Origin of the sequence: Yersinia frederiksenii ATCC 33641, assembly GCF_000754805.1 — a bacterium.
GTDB lineage: Bacteria > Pseudomonadota > Gammaproteobacteria > Enterobacterales > Enterobacteriaceae > Yersinia > Yersinia frederiksenii.
Genome location: NZ_KN150731.1, coordinates 1,192,740 through 1,209,083 on the forward strand (window position 1 = coordinate 1,192,740; position 16,344 = coordinate 1,209,083).

The following is a 16,344-nucleotide window of genomic DNA, read 5'->3' on the forward strand; positions in this document are numbered from 1 at the left end:
CAAATTTTGTGATAGCGCTATCATTTGTCGCACTATGGGCTTTGGCTATCTAGGAATAAGCCATATACAATGCAATGTATTGTCGGGGCCAATACGGAATGGCTGGTTGCTATAAGACAAGAAATTTTAATCAGGCAGGAAATCAGCATGGAAAAAACGCGCAAGCGTCGTAATACCGGGCGAGTCACTCTATCGGATGTGGCGAACTATGCCGGGGTAGGCTCGATGACTGTTTCCAGAGCGCTGCGAACGCCGGAGCAGGTTTCAGATAAATTACGTGAGAAAATAGAACAAGCGGTTGAAACTCTTGGCTATATTCCTAACCGTGCTGCTGGGGCATTAGCATCAGGCCACAGTGATACCGTCGCTGTTTTAATTCCGTCATTAACGGATAAAGCCAGTTCCCGATTTATGCAGGCGCTGCAACAGATTCTGAATAAAAATGAGTTTCAGCTATTACTTGGTTGCCACGAATATAATCAGCGCAAAGAAGCTGAAATATTGATGACCTTGTTACAGAGTAATCCGGCCGCTGTGGTGATATTTGGCTCACAACTGGCGGATAAAACTTATCAACTGCTTGAGCGGGCGAATATCCCAACGGTTAACGTGGTGGGTTCTTATTTCAAAGGGGCGAAAATTACCCTTGAGGCGGCTTTCTTTGAGTCAGCCTATGAACTGAGCCGTCATTTGCTGGAGCGGGGTTACCATAATATTGGTTTTATCGGCGCTCATATGGATAACCGTTTGCAGCGTCAGCAATTAAATGGTTGGCATAAAGCCATGTTAGAGCACTACAAAAATGGCGATCAAACTGTCACAACGCCGGAGAGTGCCAGTTTACAGTTTGGTCGTTATGCTCTGACAGAAATACTCCAGCGCCAACCTGAATTGGATGCAGTGATATGTAGCCATGAAGATATTGCTCTTGGCGTGTTATTTGAGTGCCAACGACGGCTATTGAAAATCCCTAGCGGAATTGCCGTGGCCTGTTTAGACGGTTCTGACAGTTGCGACCAAACTTATCCCACGCTGACATCGATGCGAATTGACTATAAAAAGATGGGGAAAGAAGCCGGTAAAATGCTGATTAATATGCTAGATAATGACGACGGCGAGGAAGATGAACCTCTGAGTCAGAGTTTTAGCTATAAGTTCGAACCACGGCAAAGTACCTGACAGCATCAGTCGACGGTATAAATAACTAAACAAAAACGCCAGCACGAGGCTGGCGTTTGTATACGGCTTAACCGGAAGATTAAGACGCGTCAGCTTGTGCTGACTGAATTGCGGTCAGTGCTACGGTATAGACGATATCGTCAACCAGCGCACCACGGGACAAGTCGTTAACTGGCTTACGCATGCCTTGCAGCATCGGCCCGATAGAGATCAGGTCGGCAGAACGCTGTACCGCTTTATAGGTGGTGTTACCGGTGTTCAAGTCAGGGAAGATGAACACGGTCGCTTTACCTGCAACTGGCGAGTTAGGCGCTTTGGATTTTGCCACGTCAGCCATGATTGCCGCATCATACTGTAATGGGCCATCGATGATCAGATCTGGGCGTTTCTCTTGAGCCAAGCGAGTAGCTTCGCGAACTTTTTCTACATCGCTACCTGCACCAGAATTACCAGTGGAGTAAGAGATCATCGCAACACGCGGTTCAATACCGAATGCCGCAGCAGAATCAGCAGACTGGATAGCAATTTCTGACAGTTGTTCCGCGGTTGGATCTGGGTTAATCGCGCAGTCACCATAAACCAGAACTTGGTCAGGCAGCAGCATGAAGAACACAGAAGAAACCAGTGAACTGCCCGGTGCGGTTTTGATCAACTGCAACGGTGGGCGGATAGTGTTTGCGGTGGTATGAACGGCGCCGGATACCAGACCGTCAACTTCGCCTTTCTCCAGCATCAATGTGCCGAGAACCACGTTATCTTCCAACTGCTCACGCGCCACCACTTCGGTCATGCCTTTGCTCTTACGCAGCTCAACCAGACGTGGAACATATTGCTCACGCACTGCAACCGGATCGATGATTTCAACACCTTTACCCAGCTCAACACCTTGAGCCGCGGCAACACGCTGGATCTCTTCTGGGTTACCTAACAACACACAAGTCGCGATGCCGCGTTCTGCACAGATAGAGGCGGCTTTCACTGTACGTGGTTCGTCACCTTCTGGCAGTACGATACGTTTGCCAGCTTTACGTGCCAGCTCAGTCAGCTCATAACGGAATGCAGGTGGAGACAGGCGACGTGAGCGTTCAGAAGTTGCGGTCAGAGAATCAATCCACTCGCTGTTGATATGGCTGGCAACATAGTTTTGCAGCTTCTCAACACGCTCATGGTCATCAGCTGGCACTTCCAGGTTGAAGCTTTGCAGGCTCAAAGAGGTCTGCCAAGTGTTGGTATCAACCATAAAGACCGGCAGACCAGTTTGGAAAGCGCGTTCACACAGACGTTTGATAGGCTCGTCAATGGCATAGCCACCGGTCAGTAGGATAGCGCCGATCTCAACGCCATTCATCGCTGCCAGGCAGGCAGAAACCAACACATCTGGGCGGTCTGCAGAGGTTACTAGCAGAGAACCCGGACGGAAGTGTTCCAGCATGTGTGGGATGCTACGGGCACAGAAAGTCACAGATTTAACGCGGCGAGTGTTGATGTCACCTTCGTTAATAATGCGCGCATTCAGGTGCTTGCACATGTCGATTGCGCGGGTTGCAATCAGTTCGAAGCTCCAAGGCACACAGCCCAGAACAGGCAGCGGGCTGTTGGCAAACAGCTGTTTTGGATCGATTTTTGCGACGCTAGCCTTGGTGGAATCATCAAAGATTTCAGACAGGTCAGGGCGGGTACGACCTTGCTCATCAACCGGGGCATTCAGTTTGTTAATGATAACGCCGGTGATGTTTTTGTTTTTGCTGCCACCGAAGCTGGAACGAGCCAGTTCGATTCGCTCTTTCAACTGATCCGGTGAATCATTACCCAGTGAAATCACAAACACGATTTCAGCATTCAGGGTTTTGGCGATTTCATAGTTCAGTGCATTGGCAAACTGATGTTTGCGGGTTGGCACTAAACCTTCAACCAGAACCACTTCGGCGTCTTTGGTGTTTTCGTGATAACGAGCAACAATTTCTTCCATCAATACATCTTGCTGGTTAGAACTTAGCAAGGCTTCCACATGATTCATATTCAGTGGTTCAGCAGCAGTGATGCTGGAGTTTGCACGAATGATGGTGGTAGTTTGGTCAGGAGCATCGTTACCAGCGCGTGGCTGTGCGATTGGCTTGTATACGCTAAGGCGTACACCTTTTTGCTCCATAGAGCGGATGACACCCAAGCTGACGCTGGTTAAACCAACGCTGGTGCCGGTAGGGATCAACATTATTGTACGGGACACGGCTAAACCTCTTTTAACGGTTGCTCGTTAGTCAAAAGTAGCACCGCAGCCAGAGGGCTGCGGTGTTGAGAATACTTACGCAGTCAGACGAGAGGCGTCTTGCGCGATGACCAGCTCTTCGTTGGTCGGGATAACCAGAGCTAGACGGCTGCTATCTTTGGTGATGGTGCCAGACTTGCCGAAGCGAGCTGCCATATTGCGTTCGTGGTCAATTTCAAAGCCCAGCAGAGCCAGTTTGTTTAACGTCAGTTCACGCACCATAGCGGCATTCTCACCGATACCGCCAGTGAAGACGACTGCATCCAAACGACCATCCATCAATGCAGCGTAGGCACCGATATATTTAGCCAGGCGGTGACAGAACACATCCATAGCGCGGCGTGCATCTGCTTTGGTTTCATAATTATCTTCAACATAACGGCAGTCACTGGTCACTTCAGTCAAGCCCAACAAGCCAGATTCTTTGGTCAGCAACTTGTTGATTTGATCAACGCTCATCCCCATTGAATCATGCAGGTGGAAAATGATTGCAGGGTCAATATCACCACTACGGGTACCCATGACCAGACCTTCCAGTGGCGTCAGGCCCATAGAAGTATCAACACATTTACCGTTACGCACTGCAGTGACTGAGCCACCATTGCCCAAGTGGCAAGTGATTACGTTCAGTTCTTCCAGTGGCTTGTTCAGAATTTTAGCGGCTTCCTGGCTCACATAGAAGTGGCTGGTACCGTGTGCGCCATAGCGACGGATACCGTGATCTTTGTATAAGCTGTACGGCAGGGCGTAGAGATAAGACTCTTCCGGCATGGTCTGGTGGAAGGCAGTATCAAAGACTGCGACATTTTTATCAGCCAGATTTGGGAAGGATTTCAATGCTTCAGCGATACCGATCAGGTGAGCAGGGTTATGCAGTGGTGCAAACGGGATGGAATCTTTGATACCCTGAATAACTTCGTCGGTAACGATAGCTGATGCAGTGAATTTCTCGCCGCCATGAACAATGCGGTGACCGATCGCGGTCAGTTGAGCGGAAAGCTCTGGTTTTTGTGCCAGAATAGTATTAACGATGTAATGTAGTGCTTCGCTGTGTGCTGCACCAGCACCCAATGCGGCTTCGTGTTTACCGCCATCCATTTTCCATTTGAGGCGAGCCTCTGGCAGGTGGAAGCATTCGGCTAAACCAGAGAGATGTTCTTCACCGTTGGTTGCGTCGATGATTGCGAATTTCAGGGAAGAGCTACCGCAGTTAAGAACCAGTACTAGCTTACTCGACATGGAAGTACCTATTTATAGTCGTGTTCAACATCTGTTTTTTTGCATGAACGATACAGTAGTGCATCGGGAGTACAAAACAGCGAAAAACACGTGGTTAATAAAACGTCAATCTGTCCAAAAGCGTAGCGCATATTGGCGTCGACATTAATGATTAACATCATGCGTCAGCAAAAAAGGCATGATGATGAAAAAATCGCTGATAAAACGTTAATGCCTGGTGGTAAAAACCTGTGCGATTTAACAAAATTGATTTAAATGCTGCGAAAAGTTGACATATTTAGCGTCATCTTCTAGCGGCCTAAAGGCCGGACTAGGATACCGATAGCGTCGGCTAAAAACAAAATATATTTAACAGACTAATTTTTAGTTTGTGAATTACAAAAAAAATTTTAATTTTTGCTTGTGAAGTTGAGGTGAGCCATGACAACAAAACCTTCTGATACCGTAAGCTGGTTTCAGGTACTCCAGCGTGGTCAGCACTATATGAAGACCTGGCCTGCTGACAAACGCCTGGCTCCGGTGTTTCCGGAGAATCGTGTGTCAACCGCCACTCGTTTTGGTATCCGCTTTATGCCTCCGCTGGCCATTTTCACGTTGACCTGGCAGATAGCGCTGGGGGGCCAATTAGGTCCTGCGATTGCCACTGCCCTGTTTGCCTGCGGCTTGCCGCTGCAAGGGTTATGGTGGTTGGGTAAACGCGCAATTACGCCGTTACCGCCAACATTATTACAATGGTTCCACGAGGTGCGTAACAAGTTGGCAGAAGCGGGGCAGGCGGTTGCACCGATTGAGCAGACGCCAACTTACCAGTCACTTGCCGATTTGCTAAAACGCGCCTTTAAACAGTTGGATAAAACGTTTCTTGATGACTTGTAGCCCTTGTTGAGGGCTGCTGCTCTTTTTGATGCCTACAGTGGCGTTGCCGAAGAACAGATACCGGGGCTTGGTATGCTGCCGGGGTTTCTTATGCATCGATTAACAGCAGCGCAAAATCCCCTGTCAAATCAAAGTATGACCCAACTCTGTATGCGATGATTTCCTCATTATTTATGTTTTAGGAGTTTAGTGATGGATATGACCAACGCCCAACGACTGATTTTGTCGAATCAGTACAAAATGATGACCATGCTGGATCCGGAAAACGCTGAGCGCTATCGTCGCCAGCAGACGATTGTCGAACGTGGCTTTGGTTTGCAGATGCGCGAGCTGGACCGCGACTTTGGTGAGATGAGCGAAGAGACTTGCCGGACCATCATTAATATCATGGAGATGCATCACGCTCTGCAAGTCTCCTGCGGGAATCTTAAAGACAAGCAAGACCTGGATGAACGCCGTATTGCGTTCCTCGGTTTTGATGCTGCCACTGAATCCCGTTACCTGAGTTATGTACGCTTTATGGTGAATACTGAAGGGCGTTATACCCATTTTGACTCTGGAACACATGGTTTTAACTCCCAAACGCCAATGTGGGACAAATACCAACGTATGCTGGCCATCTGGCAATCATGCCCGCGCCAATATCACTTAAGTGCCGTAGAGATTTCGCAAATTATTAATGCCTAATGTGCTGATTAGGTTATTGAATATATTGGTTTATTGATGAGGATGTGCTTGTGGAGTGTAAAGGTTTTCTTTTTGATTTGGACGGGACTCTGGTTGATTCATTACCTGCTGTTGAACGAGCGTGGATTGGCTGGGCGCAAGGTCGCGGCATTGATCCATCGGAAGTACTCGAATTTATCCATGGCAAACAAGCAATTACCTCTCTTCGTCATTTTATGCCTGGCGCAAGTGAAGCGGAGCTTCAGGCGGAGTTTCTGGCACTGGAACACATTGAAGCCAACGACACCGATGGTGTGACGGCGTTACCGGGGGCGGTATCGCTGCTGGAGCGGCTTAATAGCCTATCTATTCCGTGGGCCATCGTCACGTCAGGGTCTGTTCCTGTGGCTTCAGCTCGTCGTGCGGCGGGTCATTTAGCGAAACCTAAAGTGTTCGTGACTGCGGAGCAGGTGAAACATGGCAAACCTGAGCCGGATGCTTACTTGCTCGGAGCTGAGCGTTTAGGGCTGGCACCGGCTGATTGCATCGTGGTGGAAGATGCTCCGGCTGGGATTTTGTCCGGGCTGGCTGCCGGTTGCCAAGTGATTGCTGTGAACGCACCCGCTGATACACCAAAACTGGACCAAGTAGATTTAGTGCTCAGTTCACTTGAGCAAATAGCGGTTGAAGCCACCGCAAATGGTGCGGTTGTTCGTGTTATTGGCTAATTATTTGGACATATTGAATGAGGGCGCCTGATGGCGCTCTTTAATTATGTGAGGCTGACGGCTCAGGGTTGACCCTGGATGGATGATGCGGGCAGAGGGTGAAAACTATCCTCCAGACTATGCAAGTTTTGCGGTCCGACTCGAATAATCCCACCACGTGGGCTATCAATATCGGCGATGAGCATAAAAGAGAATGAAATCACCAACGGCAATATCAGTGTCATAATCTTGCCATTTTTGCCCTGTTTCGAACCATAACCCACCAAAGTACAACTGCAAACTGCAATAATCATCATCAATAACCAAGCTGCATGCGGGATTCTATTCCACCACGCCGCTTGTGTGTAACTCGCAGAGTTTAATACATCATTCATTCCGACAACGACCAACGCCCTTACCGGGTCAGGGTGTTGATTTACTGGTTCTTGTAGCACGACCCAAAGTGCATTTTCCAGTTGATTGGTCCGGTTATTAATCTCTGTCAGGCGGTTTTCATTGCGGGTGGTATAAAAAAGGATTCGTTGATCAAGATAGTGGATTAACAGCGTTTTGGTGGCGGAACTAGATGCTGCTGGCAGATAATCGGCACGCAGATATTCAGTGCCAATAGCATTGGCTTCAGCCTCTTCGTAATTTTTACGTAGATCATAGCGATTGATGGCCATTGAAAAACTAAATCCAATAATCAGGCCGAGTAAGGTCAGTGTCGCCCCTTGAATCACGGCGAAGTTCTCACGAATGTTGTCATCCAGGTCTTGTCCACGTCGGAAAAAAGCTTGCCCCACATAAGCTGAGCTATACAGCAGGGCCAATGACAGCAGAAAAAGGACAATTGGATAATCCGTGATATTGCTCATTCAGTACCGTACTCCAGTCCAGATAATTTTAATGACTGCCTGCTCTTCACTATTACCAGTATAGTCAGAGGGTTAAATACGGGTGAAGATCCAACTATTTGAGCCCGTTTTTTTAACTAACGAATGCTTCATCACATATTGACGAATTTTTTTTTCAGAAAAAAATGCAATTAATGCTGTCGTGGGATGGTAAGCGCATAAATTGGCAGTCATTATTGATCTCAAGCAGCGGTATAGACTTAATTTGATGTTTTACTACCATAGCTGGATATTCCTTTTCACTTTTTTGCCAACGAGGCCATTTTGAACAGCGAACTATTGTGGGTGTTGACGCTACTTCTAATAGCTATTGTGCTGTTTACCACCAATAAACTGCGGATGGATGTCGTGGCATTGTTGGTGATTATTGCCTTTGTGATGAGTGGTACGCTGTCATTAGGTGAGGCCACCAGCGGATTTAGTGACCCCAATGTGATTTTGATTGCGGCACTGTTTGTGATTGGCGAAGGGTTAGTGAGAACCGGCGTGGCCTATCAGGTCGGGGATTGGCTGGTAAAAGTCGCCGGTCACAGTGAAACCAAAATGCTGGCGCTTCTGATGGTGACCGTAGCAGGATTGGGGGCCTTTATGAGCTCTACCGGCGTGGTAGCGATTTTTATCCCGGTGGTACTGAGTGTGGCCAGTCGGATGAAAATCTCACCAGGGCGTTTGATGATGCCCCTGAGCTTTGCCGGGCTTATCAGCGGCATGATGACACTGGTTGCGACCCCGCCAAACATGGTGGTGAACAGTGAATTATTGCGCGAAGGTATGAAGGGCTTTGGTTTCTTCGGTGTCACGCCAATCGGCCTTATTATCTTGCTGATGGGGGTTGGCTATATGTTGGTAGCCCGGCGCTGGCTGGGAGGCAAACAGGAAAACTCAGAGAAAGAGCAGCAGTGGAAACGCCGTACTTTTCGTGATCTTATCCGCGATTACAAATTGACTGGCCGTGCTCGTCGTTTGGCCATCCGCCATGATTCACCGCTAATTGGTCGTTCCCTTGATGAACTGCATCTGCGTGTCCGCTATGGTGCGAATGTCGTGGGGATTGAACGCTGGAAGCGTTTTAGGCGGGTGATGGTGAGTGCGACCGGTTCCTCTGAATTGCATGAGAATGATGTATTGCTGATCGATATGTCTGATTGTGACATGGATTTACGCGAATTCTGCACCGAGCAAATGTTAGAACCGATGGTGCTGCGCGGTGAATATTTCTCTGAGCAGGCGCGCAACGTCGGGATGGCCGAAGTTTCTCTGATTCCAGATTCTGCCTTGTTGGGAAAAAGCTTACGTGAAGTCACTTTCCGCACCCGCTATGGCCTGAATGTGGTGGGTATTCGCCGCAATGGTAAGGCGTTGGAAGGTAAAATAGTCGATGAAAAATTGCAGTTTGGCGATATCTTATTGGTGATTGGCGACTGGAAATTGATCCGCCAATTGCAGCAAAAAACACGCGATTTTATCGTGCTGAATCTACCCGCTGAAGTTGACGAGGTGGCTCCGGCTATCTCCCAAGCGCCTCACGCCTTGTTCTGTTTGGCGCTGATGGTGGCAATGATGTTGACTGACGAAGTCCCGAATGTGATTGCGGCGTTGGTGGCTTGTTTGTTGATGGGGCAGTTCCGTTGTATTGATATGGAAAGTGCTTATCGCTCAATCCATTGGCCAAGCTTGATTCTGATCATCGGGATGATGCCCTTTGCACAAGCATTACAGAAAACTGGAGGGGTCGATTTAATCGTCCGCGGGCTAATGGATGTTGCCGGTGGGATGGGGCCTCGGGTGATGTTGCTGTGCTTATTTGTGTTGTGCGCCACTATTGGGCTGTTTATTTCTAATACGGCCACGGCGGTCTTGATGGCGCCGATTGCGATTGCTGCAGCCCGTGAAATGTCGGTTTCCCCCTATCCCTTCGCGATGATTATTGGTATTGCGGCATCGGCGGCTTTTATGACGCCAGTATCATCTCCAGTCAATACCTTGGTGTTAGGCCCAGGGGGTTATAAATTTGGTGATTTTGTCCGTATGGGCGTGCCGTTTACTTTCCTGGTCATGATTGTGAGTGTGATGGTGGTGCCGTTACTATTCCCATTTTAACCTTTGTCCTTGGCCCTACCAGGGTGTTGGCTGCATTCATTCACCCGAATCACTGACTTGAGTAAGCTCATCGGGACTCTTTCACTGGCCGCCTACTTGTAGTGCCAATGACGTTGGTTAATGACAGTTGGTTTTGGCCCTACAAGGGTGTTGCCTGCATTCATTCACCCGAATCACTGGCATGGGCCAGTTCATCGGGATTTATTCACTGGTTGCCTATTTGCAGCAGCAATAACTTTGGATACTCGCCTGGTCTGAGAGAAGCTTTTATGTCGTTCAATCCAGTGAGTCGAGGCTGATTTCATCCAGAGACAAACTGAAGCTGGGAACAAATACTGCCATAAAGTAATCCATTTCTGGGCTTTGGCGCATGGCGAGGGTTTTCTCCAATCGCGCCTTGGCTTGAATAAATTCATTATTGCCTGCAGATAACTCTTCCAGACATTTTAGATAAGCGCAAAGGGCATCAGCCTGTTTAACCAGTGCCTTTTCCTCTTCACTGTAATAATGCTCATCCAGCAGGCAGCGAAAATCGTGCTGCAACTCTTTGGGTAACATTTCAATCAGCTTTTGCTGTGCGACTTTCTCTATCTTCTTATATTCATGAGCAATTTGAGGATTGTAGTACTTGATAGGCGTGGGCAAGTCGCCGGTTATGACTTCACTGGCATCATGATACATCGCCAGCAGTGCTACACGGTCGGCGTTAAGATTGCCATTAAATTTACGGTTCTTAATAATAGCCAGCGCATGAGCAACAAATGCAACCTGCAGACTGTGCTCAGAAACATTCTCAGTGCGGACATTACGCATCAGCGGCCAGCGGTTGATGAGTTTCAGGCGGGATAGGTGAGCGAAGAAATGACTCATAATTTTCTCTCTTTTTAATATCAGAACCATGTAAATGAGGGCAACAACCCTCAGCCCACAAGGATAACACCAAATCGATTCTCTCGATGAGACAATGAGTTAATTAAACATCCTTACAATATCTCATCCTCTTATTAAATCCTCATTCCCCCTTGGTATTTCATCTTTATTATTCTCATCTATCTTATTAATTATAATATAAATTATTTAGCATTAACTCTATTGAATATGATAAGCGAAATAATTATTGTTTTTTTGTCCAGCTGACTGGGTATCGAATAACTACATGATTTGTTTATATTAAAAAACTAAGGATGGTCAGATGAAATTATTGTTTATTTCTGTATCCCTTTTATTATTCAGCACCGCCGCGCCAGCTCAAATTAAAATTTGTGAAGGTGGGAATGTGGAACCGTTCGGTGAGGAGTTTTGCGCCCGACACATTGCAGCGGAGCAAAAGCAGCGATGTAATAAATTGAAAGCAAAACAACGCTCGGCGCGAGCAGTTAGCCTGGATGATAATATTAAGGTTTTAGTGGATCGTCACGAAAGGGAGATACTCGGCTGTACAGGATAATCGCGGTATGAAAAAACAGGGCTTGTTAAACAAGCCCTGTTTCATTTTATTGGTGATATGTTTCGAGGAACCGCCCTAATTTACGCACCGCCATCTCTAACTCATCTACTCGGGGTAACGTCACAATCCGCACATGGTCCGGATATGGCCAGTTAAAGGCACTGCCTTGCACCAACAACACTTTTTCTTGCAGCAGCAGATCCAGGACTAACTTCTGATCGTCGTGCAGGTTAAATCGCTTGGCATCAATGCGCGGGAACATATACAGCGCGCCTTGAGGTTTTACGCAGGAAACACCGGGGATCTGGTTGATTAGCTCCCAAGCTCGATCACGCTGCTCGTATAAACGCCCGCCGGGCTGGATAAACTCACTGATGCTCTGATAGCCACCCAGCGCGGTTTGAATCGCATGCTGCATTGGCACGTTGGCACATAAACGCATGGATGCCAGCATTTCCAAGCCTTCAATATAACCTTTGGCGTGTTTCTTCGGCCCATTTAGAACCATCCAGCCTTGACGGAAACCCGCAACGCGATAAGTTTTGGACAAACCATTGAAGGTCACCGTTAGCAAATCAGGTGCCAGAGCGGCAATCGAATGATGCTGAGCGTCGTCATATAAAATCTTATCGTAGATTTCATCGGCGAAAATAATCAGGTCATTCTGGCGGGCAATTTCGACAATCTCCAGCAACAGTTCTTTGCTGTATACCGCACCCGTCGGGTTGTTTGGGTTGATAATCACTATGCCGCGAGTTCGTGGGGTGATTTTACTGCGGATATCATCCAAATCAGGGAACCAGCCTGACTCTTCATCACACATATAATGCACAGCTTTACCGCTTGAAAGCGACACTGCCGCCGTCCATAACGGGTAATCAGGAGCTGGCACCAGCATTTCATCGCCAAGATTGAGCAATGCTTGCATGGATTGGACAATCAACTCAGAAACGCCATTCCCAATGTAGATATCCTCTACCGTCAGGTCGCGCATCTCACGTGCCTGATAGTGCTGCATAATGGCTTTGCGCGCCGAAAACAGGCCTTTGGAGTCGCAATAGCCCTGTGCAGTCGGCAAATTACGGATCACATCCACCAGAATTTCATCCGGTGCATCGAAACCAAACGGGGCAGGGTTGCCAATGTTCAGTTTCAGGACCTTGTTACCTTCTTCTTCAAGACGCTTAGCTTCTTTTAGCACTGGGCCACGAATGTCATAACAGACGTTGTCCAGTTTGCTGGATTTCTCAATAGGGGACATAAAAAATTGAGCCTTTTACTGGTAAAAGCGTGTCCTCAGCGTGGAACACTGCAAGATGTCCAATGTACTCCGCCGCCGCCGATTTTTGAAGTTATATGCATATCTTTAGTGCAAATGTCTGTTGAGTAAAAAAGGTGGGACCTTGCACAGGGCTTTTTGCTGTTTAACTTGCTCGGTTATGCCTGATTGATGAGTTTGTCTGAAGTTTTATCCTGACCCATCTTGAGATACACAACCGTTAACAAAAAAAGTTTTTTCGCCGCGATATGGTCCATTTTCGTTTACACCAAGGCCTGGCAGTAAAACAGTATTAGCCTCTGTATATGTAGCACGACTGTTATAAAGATCTCAATTCAACAGTTTATATCATCATACATATTTAAAAGTGTGGAAAAGAAAAGGAATTGTAAATAGGAAAACTATTAAGAATGATTAATGTTATTCTTGCATGATCTCGCCAGTCACTAGATCTTAATAGTTGAATTTACTCAATTCAATACAAAAACCACAGAAAGATATATTGATAATTTTTAATAGTTCCTAACTGGTTAGCCCCGATAATTTAATTAAAATGGAGTTGAACTTTCATATAAGCAGCTCAAAAAATCAGAGTTGCTAAAGGAAAAAATCTTCATTTATCGAAGATTTAGCGATTTTTATGACCGAACTCATATACAGATACAGGGTTATACCAATAGTTTCTTTTAAAAAGAGATAGCGGTAACGAAATATAAGTAAATTTTTTGCCCTACTCTAATGAGTGGGGTACTGTCATACTTAGCGTTGTTCCTTATTGATGGCGCTAATACTTAAACACCAGGGTAGTTTGTAATTAGAATTCAAAAAAGTGAAGAATACACTATGACAAATGCAAATCGTCCGATAATTAATCTCGACCTCGATCTGCTTAGAACCTTTGTAGCTGTTGCTGACTTGAATACTTTTGCCTCTGCTGCGGCAGCGGTTTGTCGAACTCAGTCAGCAGTTAGCCAACAAATGCAACGGTTAGAACAGTTGGTTGGTAAGGAGTTATTTGCCCGTCATGGGCGTAACAAATTACTCACTGAACATGGTCTCCAGTTACTTGGCTATGCCAGAAAGATTTTGCGTTTCAACGATGAAGCCTGTACGTCACTTATGTACAGTAATATAGAAGGGTCACTTATTATCGGCGCATCTGATGATACTGCCGATACGTTGCTGCCTTTCTTGTTAAACCGAGTGGCAACACTGTATCCTCGGCTGGCAATCGATGTGCGGGTGAAACGTAGCCCACTCATCGCTGACATGCTGAGCCAAGGCGAAGTCGATCTGGCTATTACCACGGCTAAGATAGAAACTCATCCTCATGTGATCTTAAGAACATCACCCACGCTTTGGTATTGTTCCGCCGACTATCAGTTCCAGCCCGGTGAATCAGTACCTCTAGTGGTGATGGATGAGCCAAGTCCATTCCGTGATATGGCAATAGAGCATCTAACTAGAGCGGGCATAGCGTGGCGTATCGCCTATGTAGCTTCTTCGCTTTCTGCCATTCGAGCGGCAGTGAGGGCAGGGCTGGGGGTTACCGCCAGACCAATAGAGATGATGAGTCCTGATTTACGCGTATTGGGTGACACAGAAGGGCTACCTCGCCTGCCTGAAACAAATTACTCACTATGCAAAGACAGTCAGTGTGGCAACGAACTGGCATTAGCCATCTTCGATGCTATGCAGACGGGTCATCAACATGGCCCACAGTCTGGATCGGATTTAATGCTGGATTCTGATTATTTAATCGATGATCAAAGTTAAGCATTTACTTTAAGTAATCATCATAAGCCCCTTATTTAAGGGGCTTTTTTTGTCTAAATATTATTTTTTTCCACTTCAGTTTAATTTCAGCTGAAAAGTGTCGTTTTATTTTACTTATCGTCGTTTATCGGTATCTGATGGTGACTAATAAGCCTGATAACACAATGGTTAATATCTGCTTTTATAATCAGCGATTTATTTTTTAATAAAACAACGTTTCATTTTTTTTGAGTATTTAATAACAACTTTTCATGCCGAATATTTATGAAATAACACTCAAAACGTGTTCTGGATCAAAAAAATACCCCTAGCTAGTGAGTGGAAGAACCGGTTATTCCTGAGACAATGGTATAGTTAAACAGAACTATTCATGTTGGTTTATATGTGTATGTTCTGACTTAACAAATTACTGACTCGATTTAGCTTATCAAGTCGCACCAAATGTTAAGTAAGATCGTGCGTTTGTAAATTAATCTGTAGTTACTTTTGTCAAAGTTGACAAAAGGTTACTGAAAGGAGTAAAAAGCCCACAGTAAAACGCTGGCTAAACAGTTGTAAAGACAGTGTGTTTTGTGTGGTTTTTATCCTTCCCTTTGAATCGATGTGGTGCACTAACTGCCAACATAAGAGCAGGATGTCCGACGCCACTTTTGATGAGTAAGCAATGAGTATGTCAACAACCACTGAAGTTATCGCTCATCATTGGGCGTTCGCTGTATTCCTGATCGGCGCTATCGGGCTGTGCGGTTTGATGCTGCTAGGTGCGTTCTTTCTGGGCGGGAGAGCTCGGGCCCGTGCCAAAAACGTCCCCTATGAGTCTGGTATTGACTCAGTAGGCTCCGCGCGCATGCGCCTGTCGGCTAAGTTCTATCTGGTCGCCATGTTCTTCGTTATTTTCGATGTTGAAGCCCTGTACCTGTATGCGTGGTCAATCTCTATCCGTGAGAGTGGCTGGGTAGGCTTTATCGAAGCAACCATTTTCATTTTGGTGCTCTTGGCTGGTTTGGTTTATCTGGTGCGCATCGGCGCTCTGGATTGGACTCCTGTGCGTTCTAATCGCCGCGTGAGTAAACCGAGCATAGTCAAATACGCCAGCAGTCATCCGCAAGCACAAGATAATCGCCAATAATATAGCGAGGCATTAACATGGACTATACGCTCACCCGCATAGACCCTAACGGTGAGAATGACCGTTACCCCCTGCAAACTCAGGAAACCGTCAGCGGCGATCCTCTCGAGCAACATGTCCACCGTAGTGTTTACATGGGTAAACTTGAGAACGCCATGCATGACATGGTGAACTGGGGGCGTAAGAACTCTCTTTGGCCGTATAACTTCGGCCTTTCCTGCTGTTATGTGGAGATGGTGACCTCGTTCACCGCCGTACATGACGTGGCACGCTTTGGTGCAGAAGTATTGCGTGCTTCGCCACGTCAGGCCGATTTCATGGTGGTAGCCGGTACCTGCTTTACCAAAATGGCTCCGGTTATTCAGCGTTTGTATGAACAAATGCTGGAACCTAAATGGGTTATTTCCATGGGGGCCTGCGCCAACTCTGGCGGTATGTACGATATTTATTCCGTAGTACAAGGCGTGGATAAATTCCTGCCAGTAGACGTGTATATTCCTGGTTGCCCACCGCGCCCAGAAGCTTATATGCAAGCACTGCTACTGCTTCAGGAATCTATCGGTAAAGAGCGCCGTCCTCTCTCTTGGGTTGTTGGCGATCAAGGTGTTTACCGTGCCAACATGCAACCAGAAAGAGAACGTAAGCATGCTGAACGAATTGCAGTAACTAACCTGCGTACCCCTGACGAGATCTAAGTTTGCTATTTTTGTAAAAATAGCGGCTAAGGCCTCGGTGCGTAAGTGATTTGTTTTTGGATAGAACC

General features: G+C 46.8%; 14 protein-coding genes. 9 read left to right on the top strand and 5 right to left on the bottom strand.

Features of this window, described 5'->3' with window-relative positions; genetic code table 11:
* The first annotated feature begins 147 nt into the window (after positions 1-147).
* Positions 148-1,179 carry a LacI family DNA-binding transcriptional regulator gene (locus tag DJ58_RS16320; protein ID WP_032910974.1) on the top strand — a complete coding sequence of 344 codons (1,032 nt, stop codon included), beginning with the start codon at positions 148-150 and terminating at the stop codon, positions 1,177-1,179.
* A gap of 79 nt (positions 1,180-1,258) precedes the next feature.
* Here the strand turns inward: DJ58_RS16320 and pta are convergent, their stop codons facing one another.
* Both pta and ackA read right to left on the bottom strand, forming a co-directional pair.
* Positions 1,259-3,391, bottom strand: coding sequence for a phosphate acetyltransferase (gene pta / locus DJ58_RS16315; protein WP_004708815.1), 2,133 nt, complete (start codon positions 3,389-3,391; stop codon positions 1,259-1,261).
* Between the two features lie 90 nt (positions 3,392-3,481).
* A complete protein-coding gene (ackA, locus tag DJ58_RS16310; RefSeq protein WP_004708812.1) occupies positions 3,482-4,684 on the bottom strand; it encodes an acetate kinase in 1,203 nt (400 codons plus the stop codon).
* A 420-nt stretch (positions 4,685-5,104) separates the two neighbouring features.
* Here ackA and yfbV point away from each other — a divergent pair, with 420 nt between their 5' ends.
* From yfbV to DJ58_RS16295, 3 genes are all read left to right on the top strand, one after another.
* Entirely contained in the window at positions 5,105-5,560 is a 456-nt protein-coding gene (yfbV, locus tag DJ58_RS16305) for a terminus macrodomain insulation protein YfbV (protein ID WP_004708807.1), read from the top strand.
* Between the two features lie 192 nt (positions 5,561-5,752).
* On the top strand, positions 5,753-6,247 hold the full coding sequence (locus tag DJ58_RS16300; protein ID WP_004708806.1) for a YfbU family protein: 495 nt from the start codon (positions 5,753-5,755) through the stop codon (positions 6,245-6,247).
* Between the two features lie 50 nt (positions 6,248-6,297).
* Entirely contained in the window at positions 6,298-6,954 is a 657-nt protein-coding gene (locus DJ58_RS16295) for a sugar phosphatase (RefSeq protein WP_004708803.1), read from the top strand.
* 62 nt (positions 6,955-7,016) lie between these two features.
* Here the strand turns inward: DJ58_RS16295 and DJ58_RS16290 are convergent, their stop codons facing one another.
* The gene (locus tag DJ58_RS16290) at positions 7,017-7,811 is read right to left on the bottom strand and encodes a bestrophin-like domain (RefSeq protein WP_004708801.1); all 795 of its coding nucleotides are present in this window, start codon (positions 7,809-7,811) and stop codon (positions 7,017-7,019) included.
* A gap of 303 nt (positions 7,812-8,114) precedes the next feature.
* On the opposite strand from DJ58_RS16290, the gene DJ58_RS16285 reads away from it, so the two are divergent.
* Positions 8,115-9,950, top strand: coding sequence for an SLC13 family permease (locus DJ58_RS16285; RefSeq protein ID WP_032910971.1), 1,836 nt, complete (start codon positions 8,115-8,117; stop codon positions 9,948-9,950).
* 276 nt (positions 9,951-10,226) lie between these two features.
* Here the strand turns inward: DJ58_RS16285 and yfbR are convergent, their stop codons facing one another.
* Positions 10,227-10,820 (bottom strand): 5'-deoxynucleotidase, encoded by a 594-nt coding sequence (gene yfbR / locus DJ58_RS16280; RefSeq protein WP_032910970.1) that lies wholly within the window; start codon positions 10,818-10,820, stop codon positions 10,227-10,229.
* A 322-nt stretch (positions 10,821-11,142) separates the two neighbouring features.
* On the opposite strand from yfbR, the gene DJ58_RS16275 reads away from it, so the two are divergent.
* Positions 11,143-11,397 carry a hypothetical protein gene (locus tag DJ58_RS16275; RefSeq protein WP_032910968.1) on the top strand — a complete coding sequence of 85 codons (255 nt, stop codon included), beginning with the start codon at positions 11,143-11,145 and terminating at the stop codon, positions 11,395-11,397.
* Between the two features lie 46 nt (positions 11,398-11,443).
* Here DJ58_RS16275 and DJ58_RS16270 read toward each other — a convergent pair whose 3' ends face one another.
* On the bottom strand, positions 11,444-12,658 hold the full coding sequence (locus tag DJ58_RS16270; protein WP_004708791.1) for a pyridoxal phosphate-dependent aminotransferase: 1,215 nt from the start codon (positions 12,656-12,658) through the stop codon (positions 11,444-11,446).
* Between the two features lie 861 nt (positions 12,659-13,519).
* Here DJ58_RS16270 and rovM point away from each other — a divergent pair.
* From rovM to DJ58_RS16255, 3 genes are all read left to right on the top strand, one after another.
* On the top strand, positions 13,520-14,452 hold the full coding sequence (rovM, locus tag DJ58_RS16265) for a virulence transcriptional regulator RovM (RefSeq protein WP_032910966.1): 933 nt from the start codon (positions 13,520-13,522) through the stop codon (positions 14,450-14,452).
* Between the two features lie 664 nt (positions 14,453-15,116).
* On the top strand, positions 15,117-15,581 hold the full coding sequence (nuoA, locus tag DJ58_RS16260) for an NADH-quinone oxidoreductase subunit NuoA (protein ID WP_032910965.1): 465 nt from the start codon (positions 15,117-15,119) through the stop codon (positions 15,579-15,581).
* A gap of 17 nt (positions 15,582-15,598) precedes the next feature.
* Positions 15,599-16,276, top strand: coding sequence for a NuoB/complex I 20 kDa subunit family protein (locus tag DJ58_RS16255; RefSeq protein ID WP_002210278.1), 678 nt, complete (start codon positions 15,599-15,601; stop codon positions 16,274-16,276).
* Positions 16,277-16,344: the final 68 nt, after the last annotated feature.

What these genes read in the sequence shown, in the direction of transcription:
- DJ58_RS16255 (WP_002210278.1), top strand. Translation starts at nt 15,599, where the DNA reads ATGGACTATACGCTCACCCGCATAGACCCTAACGGTGAGAATGACCGT.
- nuoA (WP_032910965.1), top strand. Translation starts at nt 15,117, where the DNA reads ATGAGTATGTCAACAACCACTGAAGTTATCGCTCATCATTGGGCGTTC.
- DJ58_RS16290 (WP_004708801.1), bottom strand. Translation starts at nt 7,811, where the DNA reads ATGAGCAATATCACGGATTATCCAATTGTCCTTTTTCTGCTGTCATTG.
- DJ58_RS16270 (WP_004708791.1), bottom strand. Translation starts at nt 12,658, where the DNA reads ATGTCCCCTATTGAGAAATCCAGCAAACTGGACAACGTCTGTTATGAC.
- yfbR (WP_032910970.1), bottom strand. Translation starts at nt 10,820, where the DNA reads ATGAGTCATTTCTTCGCTCACCTATCCCGCCTGAAACTCATCAACCGC.
- rovM (WP_032910966.1), top strand. Translation starts at nt 13,520, where the DNA reads ATGACAAATGCAAATCGTCCGATAATTAATCTCGACCTCGATCTGCTT.
- yfbV (WP_004708807.1), top strand. Translation starts at nt 5,105, where the DNA reads ATGACAACAAAACCTTCTGATACCGTAAGCTGGTTTCAGGTACTCCAG.
- DJ58_RS16300 (WP_004708806.1), top strand. Translation starts at nt 5,753, where the DNA reads ATGGATATGACCAACGCCCAACGACTGATTTTGTCGAATCAGTACAAA.
- DJ58_RS16320 (WP_032910974.1), top strand. Translation starts at nt 148, where the DNA reads ATGGAAAAAACGCGCAAGCGTCGTAATACCGGGCGAGTCACTCTATCG.
- ackA (WP_004708812.1), bottom strand. Translation starts at nt 4,684, where the DNA reads ATGTCGAGTAAGCTAGTACTGGTTCTTAACTGCGGTAGCTCTTCCCTG.
- DJ58_RS16275 (WP_032910968.1), top strand. Translation starts at nt 11,143, where the DNA reads ATGAAATTATTGTTTATTTCTGTATCCCTTTTATTATTCAGCACCGCC.
- pta (WP_004708815.1), bottom strand. Translation starts at nt 3,391, where the DNA reads ATGTTGATCCCTACCGGCACCAGCGTTGGTTTAACCAGCGTCAGCTTG.